The following is an 18,549-nucleotide window of genomic DNA, read 5'->3' on the forward strand; positions in this document are numbered from 1 at the left end:
TGCTCCTCATGACCGAGGTCGGTACGACGGCGTTGCGGCACAATCCGCTCAACGCGGTGACGGCGAGCGTCGAGCGGGTGACGTACGCCGACGGCCGGACCGCCGTACGCAAGGAACTGCGGCGGCCGAGCGACACCTCCGGGCCGTGGGCGGCTACGACCGACCCGCGGCACTGGAACTACTGGCGCCGCGAACTCGAGGTCTATCGCGACGACGAGCTCCGCGAACAACTCGCCGACGCCGGACTGGTCCTGCCCACCGCGCAGGTCGACGAGAAGCCCGATGGCGCCGTACTGCTGATGGACGACATCGGCGGTACGCCCGGCACACATTTCAGCCTCGCGGAACATGCAGCCCTCGCACGCGCCTGCGGCCGCTGGCAGGCCCGTCCCGCACCGGAACGACCCTGGACGTCGACGGGCTTCCTGCGCGACTACTCGACGACTCGTGACGTGCCCTGGCAGCTGATGACCGACGACGCAGCCTGGCAGCAACCGCTGATCCGCGAGACCTGGCCGGCCGAACTGCGCGAGGCCTGGACCGGCCTGCTGATCCATCGCGACGCGCTGCTCGACCTCGTCGCGTCCCTCCCGCGCGCCCGCTGTCATCTCGACTTCTGGGTGTCGAACGTGATCCAGCGCCCGACCGGCGAGCTCGCGCTGTTCGACTGGTCGTTCCTCGGTGACGGCGCGCTCGGCGAGGACATCGGCAACTACATCCCGGACGCGGTGTTCGACCTGTTCTGGCCGGCCGAGCGCCTTCCTGAGCTGGCGGAGACCTGCATCGCCAACTACCTCGACGGCCTGCAGGAGGCGGGCTGGCGCGGTGACCCGGACCAGGTGCGCCTGGCGGTGATGGCGTCCGGTGTGAAGTACGCCTGGCTCCTGCCCGGCCTGCTGGGCCGGGCCTCGGACACGACGCACAACGCCTACCACCGCCAGGTCGACAGCAGGTACCTGTTCCACCAGCGCGGCCAGGCTCTGCTGTTCGTTGCCCGCTGGTGCGCCGAGGCGTTCAGCCGAGCACGACGGTGAAACCTCCAGGTACGACGAGTGGCTTGCCGCGGGCAACCAACTGCCCAGTGGAGTCGTACGTGTAGGCGTGCCCGCTGGCAGTGACCACGCGCGGACGGGTATCGACGCTGACCAGCAACGTGGCTGCTCCGATCCGCAGGCTGCTGATGGTCGGGAGCAGCAGTACGGCGTCCAGCTGAGCCGTGCCCGTTGTCTGCGCGTTGAGCGCGGTCGCATTGGCAGGGAGCGGGTTGGCGAGTGTCAGCGGTTGAAGCGCGCCGGGTGCAGCCGAGATGCCTTGCGGACCGCAGGCATGGACCAGCGTGCCGAGAGTGCGGCCACCGCTCGTCCAGGTACTCCGGGCCGGCGTGGGTGTGTCGACGAGGTTGACGACCGGGAGCACCAGCCGCGGCTGTGGTGACGGTGGCACGGTCCATGTTGCCGTACCGTCGACGGAGAGGTAGGAGCCGTTGCTCCATTGGGATTCTCCGGTCCACGCGGATGGCGGTGTGACGACCGCACCGCCGGTGGCCGTCTCCGCCTCGACGATCTGGAGCCCGTCGTACGCCGATGCGCCTGACAGGCGGGCGATGTCCGGGTGGGCGTCGAGGGCGAGCATCGAGAGTTGCCCGTGGATCGTGGACTCGGCACCGGAGTTGCGGTTGATCACACCGTCGCCGGAGATGCCGTCGTACGTGCGGCCGGTGATGGCGTCGTACATGGGTTGACCGGCGCGGTTGGCGCCGAAGTACCAGGCGGCGACGAAGGCTGCGAGATGTTTCTGGCCAGGGCGATCGATCGCGAGGAGTGCCTCCAGGCGGGCGTCGACGCCGTACGCGATCTGGGAGCGGTCGATCGGCGTCGGGAGCCAGCCGTTGTCGGGGCCTCCGGCGGTCAGCAGGAGAGGGGTGAAGCCGGCGGTGTCACCGATCGCCGCGGTCAGGAAAACGGTTTCGTTGAGGGCGGCCGAGGCGGCGGCGAGGGCCGAGGGCATCTGGGCGCCCCAGGCGTGCCAGTCGGAGATCGACTCGCCCCAAGGCATGAGCGCACGGAAAGGCCACTCACGGGTCGAACCCGCGGGCATCTGGGCGATGCCTTCGGCGAACCGCGTGAGGGCTCGACGGGCTCGGGGCGATCCGCCGGCGTCGACGTACGCCGAGAGCCCGAGGACTGCTTCCGACGTCGCGTCCGCGCCGTTCACGATCAGCCACGCGGGGAGACGGCGGCCGTCGACGACGTTGTACTGGCCGTAGCGGATCAGGACCTGGCGCTCGAGCGCATCGATCGCCAACTCGAGGCGGTCGCGGAGGAACGCGGCGAAGGCGCGGTCCGTGCAGCGGAAAACGCTGTACCCCTCCCCTAGCGCCCAGACGGTGCGGGCCAACCAGTACGACGGCCCGGAGTCGGAGGGGTCAGGGAGCTCGACCGGCTCGGCGCTCGGGTTGAGCGTTCCGTCGGGCTGCATCCAGAGCACGACGTTTCCGTTGGGCGACTGCAGGAACGTGAGCGCTCGCAGCAGGTCGCGGGCGGTCTGCAGGGAGGTCGCCTGGTGGAAGAGTTTCCAGTGCCGCAGGTAGACGACGGCCGCCCGCGCGATGTCGTCGGCGTTGTAGGCGCCTTGCCCGTAGGTGTTCGTTGCCGGGTCGTAGGACCCACCACCGATTCTCCGGTACGAGCCGTCCGCCTGATGGTCGGCGTACGTCCACAGAACGCCCAACGGGCCGGACCCGAAGGTGGTGTGGCCCGCGGCGGCAGGAGGTGAGACCGAAGCTCGGAGGAAGTCGAGGTGGGCGAGATTGGACAGGCGGCTGGAGGCTGCAGCGGGAAGGGCGACCGTGGATGCGGCGGCCACCGCGAGTGCTCCGCCGAGGACGGTGCGGCGGGTCGGGTTCATGGCAGGCGGTCCAATCTGGCCACGCCGATCGCGGCGTCGGCCATGCCGTAGAAGACGTAGTGCACGCCTTCGACCTCTTCGATGGCGGTCGGGAAAACGACGTTTCCTACCGTTCCGACTTTTTCCTCCTCGGTTTCCGGGACCATCAGAGGTTCGGTGGTCCGGGCGACGACCCGGGTGACGTCGTCGGGGTCGAGGATCAGCGCGCCGGCCGCGTAGCAGACCTTCTGGGTGGTGGGGTCGAAGCCTTCCGGCTGCTCGCCGGTGACGCCGTGGTGGATGACGAGCCAGCCTTCGGGGACCCGCAGCGGCGCCGGACCGGCGCCGATCTTCAACTCCTCGAAGGGGTACTCCGACATCGCGACCAGCCGGTGCTGACGCAGGTGGACGAGGTTCCGCAGATCGTCCTCGACGGCGGCCACCGGGACGAACGACACCCAGATCCCCGGCCGGTCGTCGGTGACACCCGCCGGCAGATGCACGCCCTCGCCCTCGCGGAACCATCCGAGATCCCACATCGGCCGGTGCAGCATCGCGTACGACAGTTCGCCGTCCGGACCCGGCACCGGCTCGGGGAAGAAAACGGTGTCCTTGTTCGGGAACAGGTTCAGGTCGGTGTCCAGGTCCGGCTGGTACTCGAAGTGCAGCGGCCCCAGCCGGCGCCACTCCCGAAGATCCGACGACACGGCGAGTGCCGGCTTCGGACCGAGCGGACCGTAGGCGACGTACGTCATCACGTGCAGCCCGAGCGACGGGACGAACGTGACCCGTGGATCCTCCACGCCCGCGTTGTTCTTGCCCCGCTCCCAGCCCTCGTCAGGCGCGAGCACGACACCTTCCCGCCGGACGCCGACCGGTACGCCGTCCGCCAGCTCGACGGCGGCCAGGCCGACCCGCGACACGTTGCCGTCAGCAACCAGCCGCGGCAGCAGGTACAACTGCCCGTCGGGCGTGTGTCCGGTCGCGGGGTTCAGCACCCCCTCCGCCTCGAGTTCGTTGCCCGGCTCGGCCGTCATCAGGACGCCGACGCGAGTAAGGGTGTAAGGAACAGTCACGGAAAAGCCCTTCAGAGATTAGCCTTTGACGCCCGACGACAGGTTCGTCGAGATGAAGCGGCGTTGGAAGACGATGAACAAGGTCACCGCAGGCGCGGCCAGCACGCACGCGCCGGCGAGCACGGCACCGAACGGGTTCGCGGCCCGTGCCGAGACGGTGGTGAGGTAGTTGGACAGCGAGACCGCGAGCGGCTGCAGGTCCTGCTGCTTGGTGATCAGGAAAGGCCACAGAAACTCGTTCCACGGCCCGATGAACGTGAGCAGAACGCCGGTCAGCAGAGCCGGCCGCACCAGCGGTACGGCGATCCGCCACAGGATGCTCAGCTCCGACGCCCCGTCGATCCGCGCCGCGTCGAACAACTCGGCCGGCAACTGCAGGAAATACTGCCGGAAAACGAAGACCGCGGTCGAGTTGATCAGGAACGGCAGGATCATTCCGAGGTAGCTGTCGGCGAGCCCGTAGCTGCGCACGATCAGCACGTACAGCGGGATCGTCAGCAACTGGAAGGGCACGACCTGGATCAATAGCATCAGGTTGAACACCAGCCCGCGCCCGCGGAACTGCAACCGTGCCAGCGCGTACCCGGCGAGCACCCCGAACACGAGCGTCCCGAGGATCACGCCGCCGGTGAAGATCCCGGAGTTGAGCAGCGACCGGCCGAGATGGATCGACTGGTTGATCTCGGCGTAGTTGTGGCCGGTGAGGTTCCCCGGCGACGGAAACGCGCCGCCGACCGACGGGTCCGGCTCGGCCTGCAGCGAGCCGATCAGCATGTAGTAGAAGGGAAACAGGAAAACGAAGGCCCCGATCAGCAGGCCGACGAACTTGAGCTTCACGACTCCTCCCTCCCCACGAAACGCCTTTCGATCAACGCGAGCGCCAGCACTCCGATCACGAGCAGGACGCCGATCGCCGAACCCACATCGGGATTCCCCTGCTCGATCCCGCGCTGGTACATGATCAGAACCGGAGACGCAGAGGCTCCGTCCGGCCCGCCGCCACCGGTCAGCAGGTAGGGCTCGGTGAAGAGATTCGCGCCGGTCACCGTGGCGACCAGGACGACGAGCGTCGTCGCCGGCCGCACACCGGGAACTGTCACGTTCAGAAACGACTTCCATCGCCCGGCACCGTCCATCGAGGCGGCCTCGTACAGATCCTTGGAGACGTTCTGCAGCGCGGCCAGGTAGAGCAGGATGAAGAAGCCGAGCTGCTTCCAAGTGACGTAGATGGCAACTGTCGGCATGGCCAGCGACGAGTTCACCAACCAGGACGGATCAGGCGCGAGCGGGCCGAGGACGGAGTTGACCAGGCCGTTGGAGTTGAACAGGAACAGCCAGACCCCGACGACCGCGACCGACGCCGTGACATACGGGACGTAGTACGAGACCCGGAAGAACGTCCGCCACCGGATCGCCGCGTTCAGCGCGTTCGCGAGCAGCAGCGACAGGACGACCGTCAACGGAACATTGATGACCAGAAACACCAGAACGTTTCCGAACGCCCGCCGTACGGCCGGATCCGACAACACCGTCACGTAGTTGTCGAACCCGACGAACGGCCGCTCCACGATCGCACCCGGCGCCGCGAAGAAGTAGTCGTGGAACGACATGTACACCGCGAACCCGAGCGGATACGCGAACACCGCGGCCAGGAAAACGACGTACGGCGTGACGAACGCGGTCCCGACCGGATGCTCACCGAGAATCCGGCCGAGCGGACCACGCGACCTCATGTCTGCTTGGCGAGTTGGTCGACCTTCTGGGCGGCGCCGTCGAGGGCTGTGCCGATGTCTTCCTGGCCGAAGATCACCGACTTGGAGTAGGCGTCGCGGAACGTCTGCCAGATCGTGATCGAGTTCGGCACGTTCGGAACCTCGACGGTCCGCGACGCCTGGTCCGCGAACGTCTTGTACTCGGGGTTCTTCGCGAAGTAGTCGGCGTACGTCGACGCGACGTCCTTGCGCAGCGGCATCTGCCCGGTCGCGGCCAGGAACTTTCCGTCCTGTTCCTTACTGGTCGCGAACTTCAGCACGTCCGACGCGGTGCCGCGATTCTTGCAGGCGGAGTACATCGCGACGTTCTTCGCGTCGCTGAACGTGTGGATCTCCTCGGGAGCCTTACCCGACGACGTCGGCACCGGTACGACGCCCCAGTCGACCTTGCCCTTGTACGTCGCGATCGCCCACGGACCGACCACGGCCATCGCCGCCGTACCGTCCACGAACGCGTCCCCGGTGTACTTCTCCGGCGAGGCGAGCTTGTCGGCGTACATCGTCCGCCAGAACTGCGCGACCTTCTTGCCCTCGTCGGAGGCGAACGTCGCCTTGCCATCGGCAACCAGCTGCTTGCCGCCGGTCTCGGCCGCGTACAACGGGTAGAAGTCGAACCAGGACTGGTAGAACTCGTTGCTCGGCGCCGGGTAGATCGCGAACTTCGCCGCCTTCGACGCCACCACCTTGCGCGATGCGGCGAGGAACTCGTCGTACGTCTTCAGCGAGGGATCGGTGATACCGGCCTTTGCGAAGATCTTCTTGTTGTAGAAGATCATCACCGGGTTCGACTTCCACGGCAGCTGGTAGTACTTGCCGTCCGGCGACTTGTACTGCTGCGCGACGTCGCCGGACCGCTCCTCGATGTAGGACGCGTCCAGCGGCACCAGACCGCCCTGCTTCTGGAACTGCGAGACCGACGCCGGCGAGGTGTTGAAGATCAGGCAGGGTGCGTTGCCCGCGGTGATCGCCGCGCCGATGACCTCCTCCGACGACTTCCCGGTCGGGATCTCCTGGGCGGTGACCTTCTGGTCGGCGTGCTCGGCGTTCCAGGCCGCGACCATCTGCTTGCCCCAGGCCACTTCCTCGGCGTTGTTCGAGTACCAGATCTTGATCGGTCCGCGGGCCTGCGCCGCGGCGTCGGCGTCACCAGAGCCGCCACCGCCGCTCCCGCACGCGGCGAGCGAGCCGGCCAGAACCACGGCCAGCAGTCCAGCTTGCAACTTCATCAGAGTTCCTCCTACAAAGGGGGTGCGGCGGTGGAGCGCCGTACGACGAGTTCGGCGGGCGGCAGCTCGACGTCGGGTACGTCGGTGTCGCCGTCGACGACCCTGTTGAGGGTCCGGGCCGCCGCCTCGCCGAAGCGGAACGGGTCGGCGCGGACCGTGGTCAGACCGGGATGCACGTACTCGGCGAGCTCGCTGTCGTCGAAGCCGGCGATGCTCAGGTCGTCCGGCACGTTCAGGCCCGCGGCCTGGGCGGCGCCGAGACCCGCGATCGCCATCCGGTCGTTCGCGTAGAAGATCGCGGTCGGCGGCTCGGGCAGCGCGAGCAGCCGCCGGGTGGCCTCGATCCCGCCGGCCGCCGTGAAGTCGCCGGTCTCGACCGCGACCGGTTCCAGGCCCGCGGCGGCCAGCGTGTCGGTGAAGGCTGTGGACCGCGCTGTGGCGTGCACGAACGCGGGCGGACCGGCGACCTGCGCGATCCGGGTGTGTCCGAGTCCGACGAGGTGCTCGACGACCGCCACCGTGCCCGGCCGGTCGTCGAGGGTTACAGCCGGGAACGGCGAGTCGCCGTCCGGACGGTTCAGGGTGACCGCGGGCAGGCCGAGCTCGACCAGCAGGCCGATCCGCGGATCGTCGTGCCGGAGGTCGGACAGGAACACCCCGTCGACCCGGGCGTCCTGCGCGAGCCGCCGGTACCCGTCCTCCTCCGACTCCCCTGCCGTCACCACCTGCAGGACCAGAGCCTGCCCCCGCGTCGACAACACGCTCTCGACCCCGGCGATGAACGCCGGGAAGAACGGGTCCGACGACAGCACGGCCGGGTCACGGGTGATCACCAGGCCGAGCGCGAACGCCTTCGATACCGACAGCGACCGCGCGCGGTTGCTCGGTCGCCAGCCGAGCTCGTCGGCGGCCGCGAGGATCTTGTCCACGGTCGACTGCGCCAGCCCGGGGCGCCCGTTGAGCGCGAACGACACCGAGCCCTTGGACACGCCGGCCCGGCGCGCCACATCCGCGATCGTCGGCCGTTTGGTCACTCGAACTCCTCATTAAACCGGTTTAAAGAGGAGTTAAACCGGTTTAAACCGCGCCTGTCAAGATCTCGCGGTGTGCGCAGTACCGCAATCTGCGGCGAGTTCCGCGCACTCGTTTGCAGCCGATCGCTTGACGGGCCCGGTCGGCGGTGGCTTAACTGGTCGGCAGTGACGCACCCAGCCGGTACCAGGCCGACGGCCTGAAGTCCGGTTTCCCGGCGCCAGGGCGGTGAGAAGCCCGAGGCGGGGTCGCGTCCCCGGGACCGATGGAGCCAATCGTGTCCAGACTCGCCCACCGCCTGCTGGTAGCAGCCGCGGCCATTCTCACGCCAGCCCTCGCAGTCACCACCTCCACCCTCACCCGAAACCCCGCCGACGCGGCCGTCATGCTCCCGCCGGCGCACGCGAAGTTCGACTACCAGATCGGCGGCGCGTACACCCCGCCCGCCGGTGTCCAGGTGGTCACCCGCGACCGGACCGCCGCTCCGGCGTCCGGGCTCTACAACATCTGCTACGTCAACGCCTTCCAGGTCCAGCCCGGCGAACAGGGCCAGTGGGACTCCGACCTGCTGCTCCGCGATGCCAAGGGCAACCTTGTGATCGACGAGGACTGGGGCGAACCGCTGCTCGACCTCCGGACGGCGGACAAACGGAACCGGATCGCCGCCAAGGTCAACAGCTGGATCGACGGCTGCGCGACCAAGGGCTACAAGGCGATCGAGCCCGACAACTACGACAGCTACACCCGCTCGAAGAACCTCCTCACCGCGGGCCAGGCGAAGGCGTACCTGACCCTGCTGGCCACGCACGCACACAGCAAGAGCCTCGCCATCGGCCAGAAGAACACGGTCGAACTGGCCGGCCAACGCACCTCGGTCGGCCTGGACTTCGCGGTCGCCGAGGAGTGCGGCCAGTACGACGAGTGCGGTGACTATGTGGATGCCTTCGGCAACAACGTGATCGTGATCGAGTACACCGACAAGGGCCGGCGTACGGCGTGTTCGCAGTACGGCGGAAGGCTCTCGATCGTGCAGCGCGATGTGGACGTCTCCGTCCCGGGCGACCCCGGGTACGTCCGCAAGACCTGCTGAAACTCCTTCCTCCAACCTCTCCGGAGACCGCCATGTCTCAGCATGCTCGAAACCTGTCCCGTCGTGACATCCTCCGCGCGGCCGCCGCCGTCGCGGCCGTAGGCACCCTGGGCGCCTGCGGGAAGAACGACGACGAAGGGGCAGATCCGAACGGCGTCGTGACGCTGGATCTGTGGCACGGCCAGGTGGATACCGGCAAGGCCGCGATCGACTCCCTGATCACCGCGTTCAACCAGTCGCACCCGAAGATCAAGGTGGTCGGCGGCGGTGGCGGTGTGACCGCGGACAGCATGCTGCAGAAGGTCACCGCGGGTCTGGCGGCGGGGTCCTACCCGGACATCGCGTACATCTTCGGGTCGGATCTCGCCAGCCTGACCAAGTCTCCCAAGGTCGCCGATCTCACCGGCCAGCTGAAGATCGACGACTACTGGCCGGCGGCGAAGGACGCGGTCAGCGTGAAGGGCAAGGTCCGGGCCGCTCCGGCGCTGCTCGACTCGCTGTGCGTCGTCTACAACAAGAAGCTGTTCGCCGCCGCCGGTGTGGCCCCGCCGAAGGCCGGCTGGACCTGGGACGATTTCGTGGCCACGTCCAAGCAACTGACCAACCCGGCCAAGGGCATCTTCGGCACCGGCTGGCCGGGCGTCGGCGACGAGGACACGGTCTGGCGGATCTGGCCGATGATCTGGGACCTCGGCGGCGACGTGGTCAGCGGCGACGGTAAGAAGGCCGGGTTCGACTCGGTCGGCACGAAAGCCCTGGAAACGCTGGACCGGCTGCGCACTGACAAGTCGCTGTACGTCGACCCGAAGCCGGGCAGCGAGCAGCTGTACCAGGTGTTCCTCGGCGGCCGGATGGGAATGGTTGCCACCGGCCCCTGGCAGCTCCCTGAGCTGCAGGACAACGGCATCGAGTACGGCGTGGTGCCGCTGCCGTCGTACTCCGGGAAGCCGCTGACGATCTCGGGGCCGGACACCTGGACGATCTTCGACAACGGCAAGGCCAAGGTGAAGGCGGCCACCGAGTTCGTCACCTGGCTGGCGGACCCGGCGCAGGACATCCAGTGGGACATCAAGGGCGGCAGCCTCCCGATCACCAAGGCGACGGCCGAGTTGCCGCAGTGGAAGAAGCACTCGACGCAGACCAACGGGCTCGAGGTGTTCGTGACGGCCCTCGACACCGCGAAGGTGCGACCGACGATCTCGACGTACCCGAAGATCTCGGAGCACATGGGTGCGGCGATCGCCGCCGTACTGCTCGGGAAGCAGAGTCCCGCGGACGCGTTGAAGCAGGCCGTCGACCAGTGCAACCAGGTGCTGGCGGTGCCGAACTGATGGCCAGCGTGGTCGGGACGTTCACCGTCGATCCACGCTCCCGGGCCGCCAAGCGGCGGGCTCGCGGTGAGGGTGCGACCGGGTGGGCCTTCGTCAGTCCGTCGGTCGTGATCATTCTCGGGCTGAGCGTCGTACCGGTGCTGTGGTCGTTGCTGTTGTCGTTCCAGGTGAACGATCTGGTGTCGCCGAGCGAGTGGGTCGGGCTGGCGAACTACAAGGCGTTGGTGAAAGACCCGGCGTTCGGTTCGGCCGTCTCGCACACGCTGATCTACACGGCGTTGTACGTGCCGTTGAGCGTGGTCGCCGGGTTGGGGATCGCGATCGCGCTGGACCGGAAGATCGCGCTGATCGGGCTGTACCGGACGTTGGTGTTCGTACCTTTCGTGGTGTCGGCGGCGGCGCAGGGCGTGCTGTTCTCGTTCGTGCTCGATCCGGAGTTCGGTGTCGCGAACTCCTTGCTGCACAAGCTCGGTCTGCCGGCGCAGGGGTTCTTCAGCGATCCGGGTCAAGCGCTGTACCTGTTGGTCGCGATCTCTTTGTGGAGCGGCACCGGGTTCTGCGTGATCGTCTATCTCGCCGGTCTGCAAGGGGTTTCGGCCGAGCTGGTCGAGGCGGCGCGGATCGACGGCGCCGGCCGTTGGGGTGTGCTGCGGCACGTGACACTGCCCGCGCTGGCGCCGGTCACGATCTTCCTGCTGCTGTTCCAGACCATCAACGCGTTGCAGGTGTTCGACCTGGTGTTCGTCACCACGAAGGGCGGACCGCTCGGCTCGACGACGGTGATCGTGTACTTCATCTGGGAGAAGGCCTTCAAGACGTTCACGGCCGGCTACAGCGCGGCAGCGGCGTACACGCTGGCCGTCGCGTTGCTGGTGGTCGGCGCCGCCTTGCAGATCTACCGGCGGAGGGTGGCTGCTCGATGAAGAGATTGCCTTTCAGCGGTTGGCATCTGGTGCTCGCGCCGCTGGCATTGCTGTTCGCGTTGCCGTTGGTGTGGCTGCTGGTCAGCTCGGTGATGAGCAACGCGGAAATCAACCGTTTTCCGCCGGCGCTGTGGCCGCACGGGATCAAGCTCGACGGCTACCGGTACGTGCTCGGAAACGCGTTGTTTCCGCGGTGGTTCCTGAATTCCTTCATCGTTTCCGCGGTGGCGGTGACGGCGAACCTGGTGCTCGGGTCGCTCGGCGGGTACGCGTTCGCGCGGATCCGGTTCGCCGGGTCGAAGCTCGTCCTCGGGCTGATGCTGGCGACGATGGTGATCCCGTTCCAGCTGACGATGATCCCGACGTTCCTGGTCATGAAGCAGCTCGGCCTGATCGACACCCTCGGCGCGCTGATCGTGCCGTCGCTGGTGACACCGCTTTCGGTGTTTCTGTTCCGGCAGTTCTTCGTCTCGCTGCCCCGCGAGCTCGAGGAGGCAGCCTGGATCGACGGCTGCGGGCGACTCCGGATCCTGGTGTCGATCGTGCTGCCGCTCGCGCGGCCGGCGTTGAGCACTGTCGCCGTACTGACCTTCCTCGCGACCTGGAACGACCTGACCTGGCCGTTGATCGCGATCAACAGCGACTCCACCTACACCCTCCAGCTGGGACTCACCACGTTCCAGGGACAGCACCACACCCAGTGGTCGGCTGTGATGGCGGGCAACGTCATCACCGTGCTGCCCGTCCTGCTGGGGTTCCTCCTGGCCCAGAAGGCGTTCATCCGCTCTCTGGCCTCCACCGGACTCAAAGGCTGACTATGGACCTGCTTGTCATTGGCGACGCCAACCCTGATGTGGTGATCGGGCCGGTTGACCAACCGATCCTGTTCGGTCAGCGGGAGCGTCTGGTTCCGGCCGGGTCGCTGGTTCTCGGCGGCTCCGCGTCGATCATGGCGTGCGGCGCGGCCCGGCTCGGGCTCAGCGTCGCGTTCGCCGGTCGCGTCGGCGACGACCCCGCGGGCGACTTCGTCCGTACGTCGCTTGCCGACCGGGGCGTGAACGTCGACGCGCTGGTGGTCGACTCCTCGCTGCCGACGCCCCTCACCACGATCCTCACCTCGGGCGACGATCGCGCGATCCTCACGTCTCCGGGATGTCTGCCCAGTATCACCGCGGACGACGTACCGCTGGACCTGGTGCGGTCGGTGCGGCACGTGCATGCGGCGTCGTTCTACCTGTTGCCGGAGTTGGCTGCTGGGCTGGCCGGGATCTTCAAGGAGGCGAAGGCGGCGAAGGCGACCACCTCGCTGGATCCGAACGACGATCCCGCCGGGCGCTGGGACCGGTCGATCCTCGACCCGATCCTGCGGGTCACCGACTACTTCCTGCCCAATGCCGCCGAGGCCCTGGCCCTGACCGGCCATCACCAGGTCGAGGACGCCGCCGGCATCCTCGCCCGCCGCGGCCCCCTCGTCGTGGTCAAGAACGGTGTCGACGGTGCCATCGCCCACAACGGGTCGAAAGTCGTCACCGCACCGGCGCTCAAGGTCGACACGATCGACGCCATCGGAGCAGGCGACAGCTTCGATGCCGGCTGGGTGGCCGCCGTACTCAACGGATCCCGCCCTGACCGCGCCCTGGCGATCGCCGCGGCCTGCGGTTCGCTCTCAACCCGCGCCGCAGGCGGCACCGCGGCGCAAGCCAACTGGAACGAGGCAGTCGAAAGCATGACGACATGAGGAAGATCGCCTTCATCGGCGCGGGCAGCGTGGTGTTTACGCAGGGTCTGCTCGCCGACCTGTTCGGGCTCGAGCTCGGGCCGGTGGAGATCGCTCTGCACGACATCGACCCCGAGCGGCTCGAGACGGCTGCGGCCGCGGCGGCGTACATCGCCCGGGAGCGTGGCGTCGTACCGCGGATCAGCAAGCATCTCGAGCGCCGGGCAGCGTTGGACGGCGCCGACTTCGTCATCAACATCGTGCAGGTCGGGATGAACGCGGCGACCCACGTCGACTTCGAGATCCCCGCCCGGTACGGGATTCGGCAGACGATCGGCGACACGCTCGGCGTCGGTGGGGTGTTCCGGGCGCTGCGGACGTTCCCGGTACTGCGGGGGCTCGCGAAGGACATCGCCGACGTCTGCCCGGACGCCTGGCTGCTCAACTACACCAATCCGATGGTGATGAACGTCTGGTACCTCAAGGCGCTCGGGGTCCGGAACGTCGTCGGGCTCTGCCACTCGGTGTACTGGACGATGCAAGGGCTGTCCGAGCTGGTCGGCGTACCGTACGACGACGTCACCTACCTGGCCGCCGGGGTGAACCATCAGTCGTGGGTACTGCGGTTCGAGCGCGGAGCCGAGAACCTGTACGACCGGCTGGACGAGGCGATCGCGGCGGACCCGGAGCTGCTGCGCCGGGTCCGGGTGGACATGTACCGCCGGCTCGGGTTCTACCCGACCGAGACGAGCGAACACTCCTCGGAGTACGTGCCGTGGTACCTCGGGCACGCGCGCGAGATCGAGCGACTCCGGCTGCCGATCGGGGCGTACCTCGACATCGTCGCGGAGAACCTCGCGTCGTACGAGCAGACCCGCAACGCGTTGAAGGCGGGCGAGCCGGTCGAGGTCGACCCCACGATGGAGTACGCCCCGCAGATCATCCACAGCATCGTCACCGGAACGCCCCGGACGGTCTACGGGAACGTGCCGAACACCGGCCTGATCCCCAACCTGCAGTCCGGGGCCGTCGTCGAGGTCCCCTGTCTGGTGGACGCATCAGGTGTCCGGCCGACCGCGGTCGGAGCACTCCCGGCGCAGTGCGCGGCGCTCAACCGTTCGTACCTGAACGTGGCCGAACTCGCCGTACAGGCAGCGATCGAGGAGGATCCGCGGGCGATCCGCCAGGCCGTCATGGTCGACCCGGCGACCGCGGCCGCCCTACCCGTCGAGCAGATCTGGGAGCTGTGCAACGACCTGGTGCTTGCTCATCGCAACTACTTGGACCCGTCGTTGAGGGCGGCGCTCAGATAGTCGCGGTACGTCGCGAAACCGGCGAGGACCTCGGCCGCTGTGGGTTGACCGGTCAGTGCGCCGACGCCCTGGCCCGCGTAGATGGACGCGCGGGCCGGGTCGGCGGTCTTGGACCCTTCGACCCAGAGGTCGTGTGCCGAGTCCTCGGTCTTCAGTTCCTCCTCGCGTCCTTCCCAGGTGTCGAAGAAGGCGTTGCGAAGGGCGCGACCACCGAACTCGTCCGGCCAGCCGGCGCGTGAGGCGGCGTCGAACACTGTTCCGTAGACGGTGTCGGTTTCGTCTGCCTCGATGATGCGCTGCCGTGCCGGTTCCTTCGTCTGCGCCTCGACGCAGGTGAGGAACGCCGTACCGATCCAACCGCCGACTGCGCCGGCGGCCATCACGGCAGCCAGGCCGCGTGGGCCGGAGATCCCGCCACCCGCGAGCACGGGCAGGTCGGTTGTGTCGAGGATCGCCTGCAGCAGCGGGAGGGTGGCGACGGCGTTCCTGCCGTGCCCGCCCGCTTCGGCGCCGCGGGCAACGATCACGTCCACGCCGGCGTCCACGGCCTCCCGCGCATCCGCGACCGTGCCGGCCTGCGTCGCTACGACGATCCCAGCCTCCTGCAGCGGAGCGACGTACGGCGTGTAATCCCCGAAGCTCAGCGACACCAGCGCGGGCCGCAGCTCCAGCACCGCTTCCAGGTGCTCAGGATGATCCTTCAGCGACCACGCCATCAACCCGATCCCGTACGGCGTACCAGCTGCCGCCGCGATCGCTCCCTCGGTCCGGATCCAGTCAGCCGTGACGGCCGAGCCCGCCCCGAGCATCCCCAACCCGCCCGCGGCGGAGATCGCCGCGGTCAACTCCCCGCCGCTGACATAAGCCATCGGCGCCCCGACCACCGGCACCCGAACCCCAAACCTCTCCCGCAGCCACATACCCCAAGCGCACCACACCCCCACCTCACCCCGCCATGGCCCGCACCACACCCGCCCCCCAGTACCGGTTCAAACGCACCAACGGCCGGCCCCTGCAGAGGGGGACCGGCCGTTGGCGAGTGGTGATTAGAACTTGTAGACGTCCGACTGCGGGTCGCCGTGGCAGCGCTTGTACTTCTTGCCGGAGCCGCAGGGGCAGGCGGCGTTGCGCGGTGTGCCGGCGTACTCCAGGGTGCCTTCCTCGACGGCGTCCTGGTGCATCGCGACCTCGTCGTCACCGTCGATCGTCGGCGCCGAGTACGTCAGCCGCTGCGGACGCGGCTCGTTGGTGAGGCCCTTGGCCCGCAGGCGCGGCGTGTCCCGCGGCCGCGGGGTGTCCTGCGGTCGCTCCTCGTCGTCCGCCCCGGCGAGCTCGGCAGCCGCCGGGCCGGAGCTGAGGATGTCCTGGATCCGGCGGCCCTGGAGGTTGTCCTCGTCCGCGAGCGCAGCCTCGCTCGCCAGCTCCATCTCGGCGCGCATCGCCTCGACGTCCACCTCGACGTTGAAAATGAAGCCGACCGACTCCTCCTTGATCGACTCCATCATCGAGGCGAACATGTCGTAGCCCTCGCGCTGGTACTCGACCAGAGGATCGCGCTGTGCCATCGCCCGCAGGCCGATGCCCTCACGCAGGTAGTCCATCTCGTACAGGTGCTCGCGCCACTTGCGGTCCAGCACGCTCAGTACGACGCGGCGCTCCAGCTCGCGCATCGCCTCCTCGCCGAGCAGTTCCTCACGACGGTCGTACGCCGCGGTCGCGTCCTCGAGGAAGCGCTCGATCAGGAAGTCCTGGGTCAGGCCCGCCTTCTCGCCGCCGGCCTCCTCGATCAGCTGCTCCTCGGTGAGCTCGGTCTGGTACAGCGTCTTCATCGCGGTGAACAGTGCGTCCAGGTCCCAGTCCTCGGCGAACCCGTCCGCGGTCGCGCCCTGCACGTACCCGGTGACGGTCTCCTCGAGCATGTCCTGCACCTGGTCGCGCAGGTCGGCGCCCTCGAGCACGCGGCGGCGCTCGTCGTACACGACGTGCCGCTGACGGTTCATCACGTCGTCGTACTTGAGGATGTTCTTCCGGGTCTCGAAGTTCTGCGCCTCGACCTGACCCTGCGCCGACGCGATCGCCTTCGTGACGACCTTGTTCTCCAGCGGCTGGCTGTCGTCGTTGTTCCGCGACATCGCCCAGTCGACCATCTCGCGCTTGAACAGCCGCATCAGGTCGTCCTCGAGCGACAGGTAGAACCGCGACTTGCCCGGGTCGCCCTGCCGGCCGGCGCGACCGCGCAGCTGGTTGTCGATCCGGCGGGACTCGTGCCGCTCGGTGCCGAGGACGTAGAGGCCGCCGAGCTCGCGGACCTCCTCCTGCTCCTCCTTCACCTGCTTCTCGAACCGCTCGAGCATCGCCGGGTACTCGGCCTCGTACTGCTCGATGTCCTCGGCCGGGTCGATGCCGCGCGCGCGCAGCTCCTTGTCGGCCAGGAACTCCGGGTTGCCGCCGAGGATGATGTCGGTACCACGACCGGCCATGTTGGTGGCCACCGTGACCGCGCCCTTGCGGCCGGCCTCGGCGACGATCGCCGCCTCCCGCGCGTGCTGCTTCGCGTTCAGCACCTCGTGCTTGATGTTCTCCTTGAGCAGCATCCGGGACAGCCGCTCGGACTTCTCCACCGAGGTCGTGCCGACCAGGATCGGCTGGCCGGTCGCGTGCACCTCGACGATGTCCTTGACCACCGCGTCGAACTTGGCGTCCTCGGTGCGGTAGATCAGGTCCCGCTCCTCGACCCGGATCATCGGCTTGTTGGTCGGGATCGGCACCACGCCGAGCTTGTAGACCTTGGAGAACTCGTTCGCCTCGGTCATCGCCGTACCGGTCATGCCGGCCAGCTTGGTGTAGAGGCGGAAGTAGTTCTGCAGCGTGATCGTCGCGAGGGTCTGGTACTCCTCCTTGATCTCGACGCCTTCCTTGGCCTCGATCGCCTGGTGCAGGCCCTCGTTGTAGCGGCGGCCGTGCAGCGTCCGGCCGGTGTGCTCGTCGACGATCAGGACCTCACCGTCGTCGACCACCACGTAGTCCTTGTCCCGGTGGAACAGGTCCTTGGCCTTCAGCGCGTTGTTCAGGTAGCTGATCAGCGGGGTGTTGGCCGACTCGTACAGGTTGTCGATGCCGAGCCGGTCCTCGACCTTCTCGATCCCGCGCTCGAGGATCGCGACCGTGCGCTTCTTCTCGTCCACGTCGTAGTCGGCGACCCGGCGCTTGGTCTCGTCGATCTCGAGGTCGGTGATCCGCGGGTTCTTCCGCTTCAGCTCCGCCTCGTCGGCCAGCGTCCAGGCCTTCAGCGAGTTCGCGATCCGGGCCATCTCGACGTACCAGCGCTGGCTGTCCTCGGCCGGGCCGGAGATGATCAGCGGGGTCCGGGCCTCGTCGACCAGGATCGAGTCCACCTCGTCCACGATCGCGTAGTTGTGCTCGCGCTGGACGCAGTCCTCGATACTGCCCGCCATGTTGTCGCGCAGGTAGTCGAAGCCGAACTCGTTGTTGGTGCCGTAGGTGATGTCCTTGGCGTAGGCGATCCGGCGCTCGGCCGGGGTCATCTCCGGCAGGATCACGCCGTAGTCGAGGCCGAGGAAGTGGTACACCCGGCCCATCCACTCGGCCTGGTACTTGGCCAGGTAGTCGTTCACCGTGACCACGTGCACGCCCTTGCCGGACAGCGCGTTCAGGTACGTCGGGAGCGTGCCGACCAGGGTCTTGCCCTCACCGGTCTTCATCTCCGCGATGTTGCCCAGGTGCAGCGCGGCCCCACCCATGATCTGGACGTCGTAGTGCCGCTGGTGCAGCGTCCGCTTGGCGGCCTCCCGGACCACCGCGAAGGCCTCCGGGAGCAGCGCGTCCAGGGATTCCCCGTTCTCGTGACGCTCCTTGAACTCCGCGGTCTGCGCGCGCAGCTCCTCGTCGGTCATGTTGACGAAGTCGTCCTCGATGGAGTTGACCATCTTCGCGATGCCCTGCAACTGGCGGAGGATCTTGCCCTCGCCGATCCGCAGAACCTTGTCGACAACCTTCATGGTGGGGAGTTCACTCCTTGCTGCTGAAGCCTGGGTTGCGGCCGAACGCCGACAGGGCACGGCCGACCCACCGGGAAGGCGTGCGTCCCCCATCGTACGGGGCCGGGTGTGCCAAGCCACGCCGGCAGCGTGCCTCAAGCCCTACCTCACCCACGTCCGGGCGG

The 18,549-nt window shown here is 67.8% G+C and carries 15 protein-coding genes; 7 read left to right on the forward strand and 8 right to left on the reverse strand.

Translation table 11 applies throughout. The features are described 5' to 3' along the window. Nucleotides 1–8: 8 nt before the first annotated feature. The gene (locus tag EV137_RS14045; protein WP_134129027.1) at nucleotides 9–1,034 is read left to right on the forward strand and encodes an aminoglycoside phosphotransferase/kinase family protein; all 1,026 of its coding nucleotides are present in this window, start codon (nucleotides 9–11) and stop codon (nucleotides 1,032–1,034) included. Here the strand turns inward: EV137_RS14045 and EV137_RS14050 are convergent. From EV137_RS14050 to EV137_RS14075, 6 genes are read right to left on the reverse strand one after another with little or no spacing between them, the layout of a single operon-like run. After that, nucleotides 1,015–2,907, reverse strand: a complete 1,893-nt coding sequence (locus EV137_RS14050; protein WP_134129029.1) for a hypothetical protein — start codon at nucleotides 2,905–2,907, stop codon at nucleotides 1,015–1,017. The two genes, EV137_RS14045 and EV137_RS14050, sit on opposite strands and share 20 nt — an antisense overlap. Then, nucleotides 2,904–3,962: a glycoside hydrolase family 130 protein gene (locus EV137_RS14055; protein ID WP_238175282.1), complete on the reverse strand. Its 1,059-nt coding sequence runs from the start codon at nucleotides 3,960–3,962 to the stop codon at nucleotides 2,904–2,906. Before EV137_RS14055 ends, EV137_RS14050 begins: the two co-directional genes overlap by 4 nt. A gap of 18 nt (nucleotides 3,963–3,980) precedes the next feature. Continuing rightward, nucleotides 3,981–4,799 (reverse strand): carbohydrate ABC transporter permease, encoded by an 819-nt coding sequence (locus EV137_RS14060; protein ID WP_133997535.1) that lies wholly within the window; start codon nucleotides 4,797–4,799, stop codon nucleotides 3,981–3,983. Continuing rightward, complete coding sequence (locus EV137_RS14065) at nucleotides 4,796–5,695, reverse strand: carbohydrate ABC transporter permease (protein WP_133790346.1); 900 nt, start codon at nucleotides 5,693–5,695, stop codon at nucleotides 4,796–4,798. The genes EV137_RS14060 and EV137_RS14065 overlap by 4 nt, the downstream gene beginning before the upstream one ends. Then, nucleotides 5,692–6,960 (reverse strand): extracellular solute-binding protein, encoded by a 1,269-nt coding sequence (locus EV137_RS14070; protein WP_134129031.1) that lies wholly within the window; start codon nucleotides 6,958–6,960, stop codon nucleotides 5,692–5,694. Before EV137_RS14070 ends, EV137_RS14065 begins: the two co-directional genes overlap by 4 nt. Nucleotides 6,961–6,971: 11 nt before the next feature. Continuing rightward, nucleotides 6,972–7,994: a LacI family DNA-binding transcriptional regulator gene (locus EV137_RS14075; protein WP_133997548.1), complete on the reverse strand. Its 1,023-nt coding sequence runs from the start codon at nucleotides 7,992–7,994 to the stop codon at nucleotides 6,972–6,974. A gap of 275 nt (nucleotides 7,995–8,269) precedes the next feature. Here EV137_RS14075 and EV137_RS14080 point away from each other — a divergent pair, with 275 nt between their 5' ends. Genes EV137_RS14080 through EV137_RS14105 form a run of 6 tightly spaced genes read left to right on the forward strand, consistent with a single transcriptional unit; the run spans nucleotide 8,270 to nucleotide 14,366 of the window. Beyond that, a complete protein-coding gene (locus tag EV137_RS14080; RefSeq protein WP_238175283.1) occupies nucleotides 8,270–9,082 on the forward strand; it encodes an endo alpha-1,4 polygalactosaminidase in 813 nt (270 codons plus the stop codon). A gap of 32 nt (nucleotides 9,083–9,114) precedes the next feature. Further along, nucleotides 9,115–10,413 (forward strand): ABC transporter substrate-binding protein, encoded by a 1,299-nt coding sequence (locus EV137_RS14085; RefSeq protein ID WP_134129035.1) that lies wholly within the window; start codon nucleotides 9,115–9,117, stop codon nucleotides 10,411–10,413. Continuing rightward, nucleotides 10,413–11,336, forward strand: coding sequence for a carbohydrate ABC transporter permease (locus tag EV137_RS14090; RefSeq protein ID WP_134129037.1), 924 nt, complete (start codon nucleotides 10,413–10,415; stop codon nucleotides 11,334–11,336). Before EV137_RS14085 ends, EV137_RS14090 begins: the two co-directional genes overlap by 1 nt. Continuing rightward, nucleotides 11,333–12,151, forward strand: coding sequence for a carbohydrate ABC transporter permease (locus EV137_RS14095; RefSeq protein WP_134129039.1), 819 nt, complete (start codon nucleotides 11,333–11,335; stop codon nucleotides 12,149–12,151). Before EV137_RS14090 ends, EV137_RS14095 begins: the two co-directional genes overlap by 4 nt. Nucleotides 12,152–12,153: 2 nt before the next feature. After that, the gene (locus EV137_RS14100; protein WP_134129041.1) at nucleotides 12,154–13,074 is read left to right on the forward strand and encodes a carbohydrate kinase family protein; all 921 of its coding nucleotides are present in this window, start codon (nucleotides 12,154–12,156) and stop codon (nucleotides 13,072–13,074) included. Beyond that, a complete protein-coding gene (locus EV137_RS14105; RefSeq protein WP_134129043.1) occupies nucleotides 13,071–14,366 on the forward strand; it encodes an alpha-glucosidase/alpha-galactosidase in 1,296 nt (431 codons plus the stop codon). The genes EV137_RS14100 and EV137_RS14105 overlap by 4 nt, the downstream gene beginning before the upstream one ends. Here EV137_RS14105 and EV137_RS14110 read toward each other — a convergent pair. Both EV137_RS14110 and secA read right to left on the reverse strand, forming a co-directional pair. Continuing rightward, nucleotides 14,330–15,256, reverse strand: a complete 927-nt coding sequence (locus tag EV137_RS14110) for an NAD(P)H-dependent flavin oxidoreductase (RefSeq protein WP_238175284.1) — start codon at nucleotides 15,254–15,256, stop codon at nucleotides 14,330–14,332. The genes EV137_RS14105 and EV137_RS14110 overlap by 37 nt on opposite strands. 156 nt (nucleotides 15,257–15,412) lie before the next feature. Next, nucleotides 15,413–18,385, reverse strand: coding sequence for a preprotein translocase subunit SecA (gene secA, locus EV137_RS14115; protein WP_134129047.1), 2,973 nt, complete (start codon nucleotides 18,383–18,385; stop codon nucleotides 15,413–15,415). Between the last annotated feature and the right edge of the window lie 164 nt (nucleotides 18,386–18,549).

Origin of the sequence: Kribbella pratensis, from assembly GCF_004366075.1 — a bacterium.
GTDB classification, from domain to species: domain Bacteria; phylum Actinomycetota; class Actinomycetes; order Propionibacteriales; family Kribbellaceae; genus Kribbella; species Kribbella pratensis.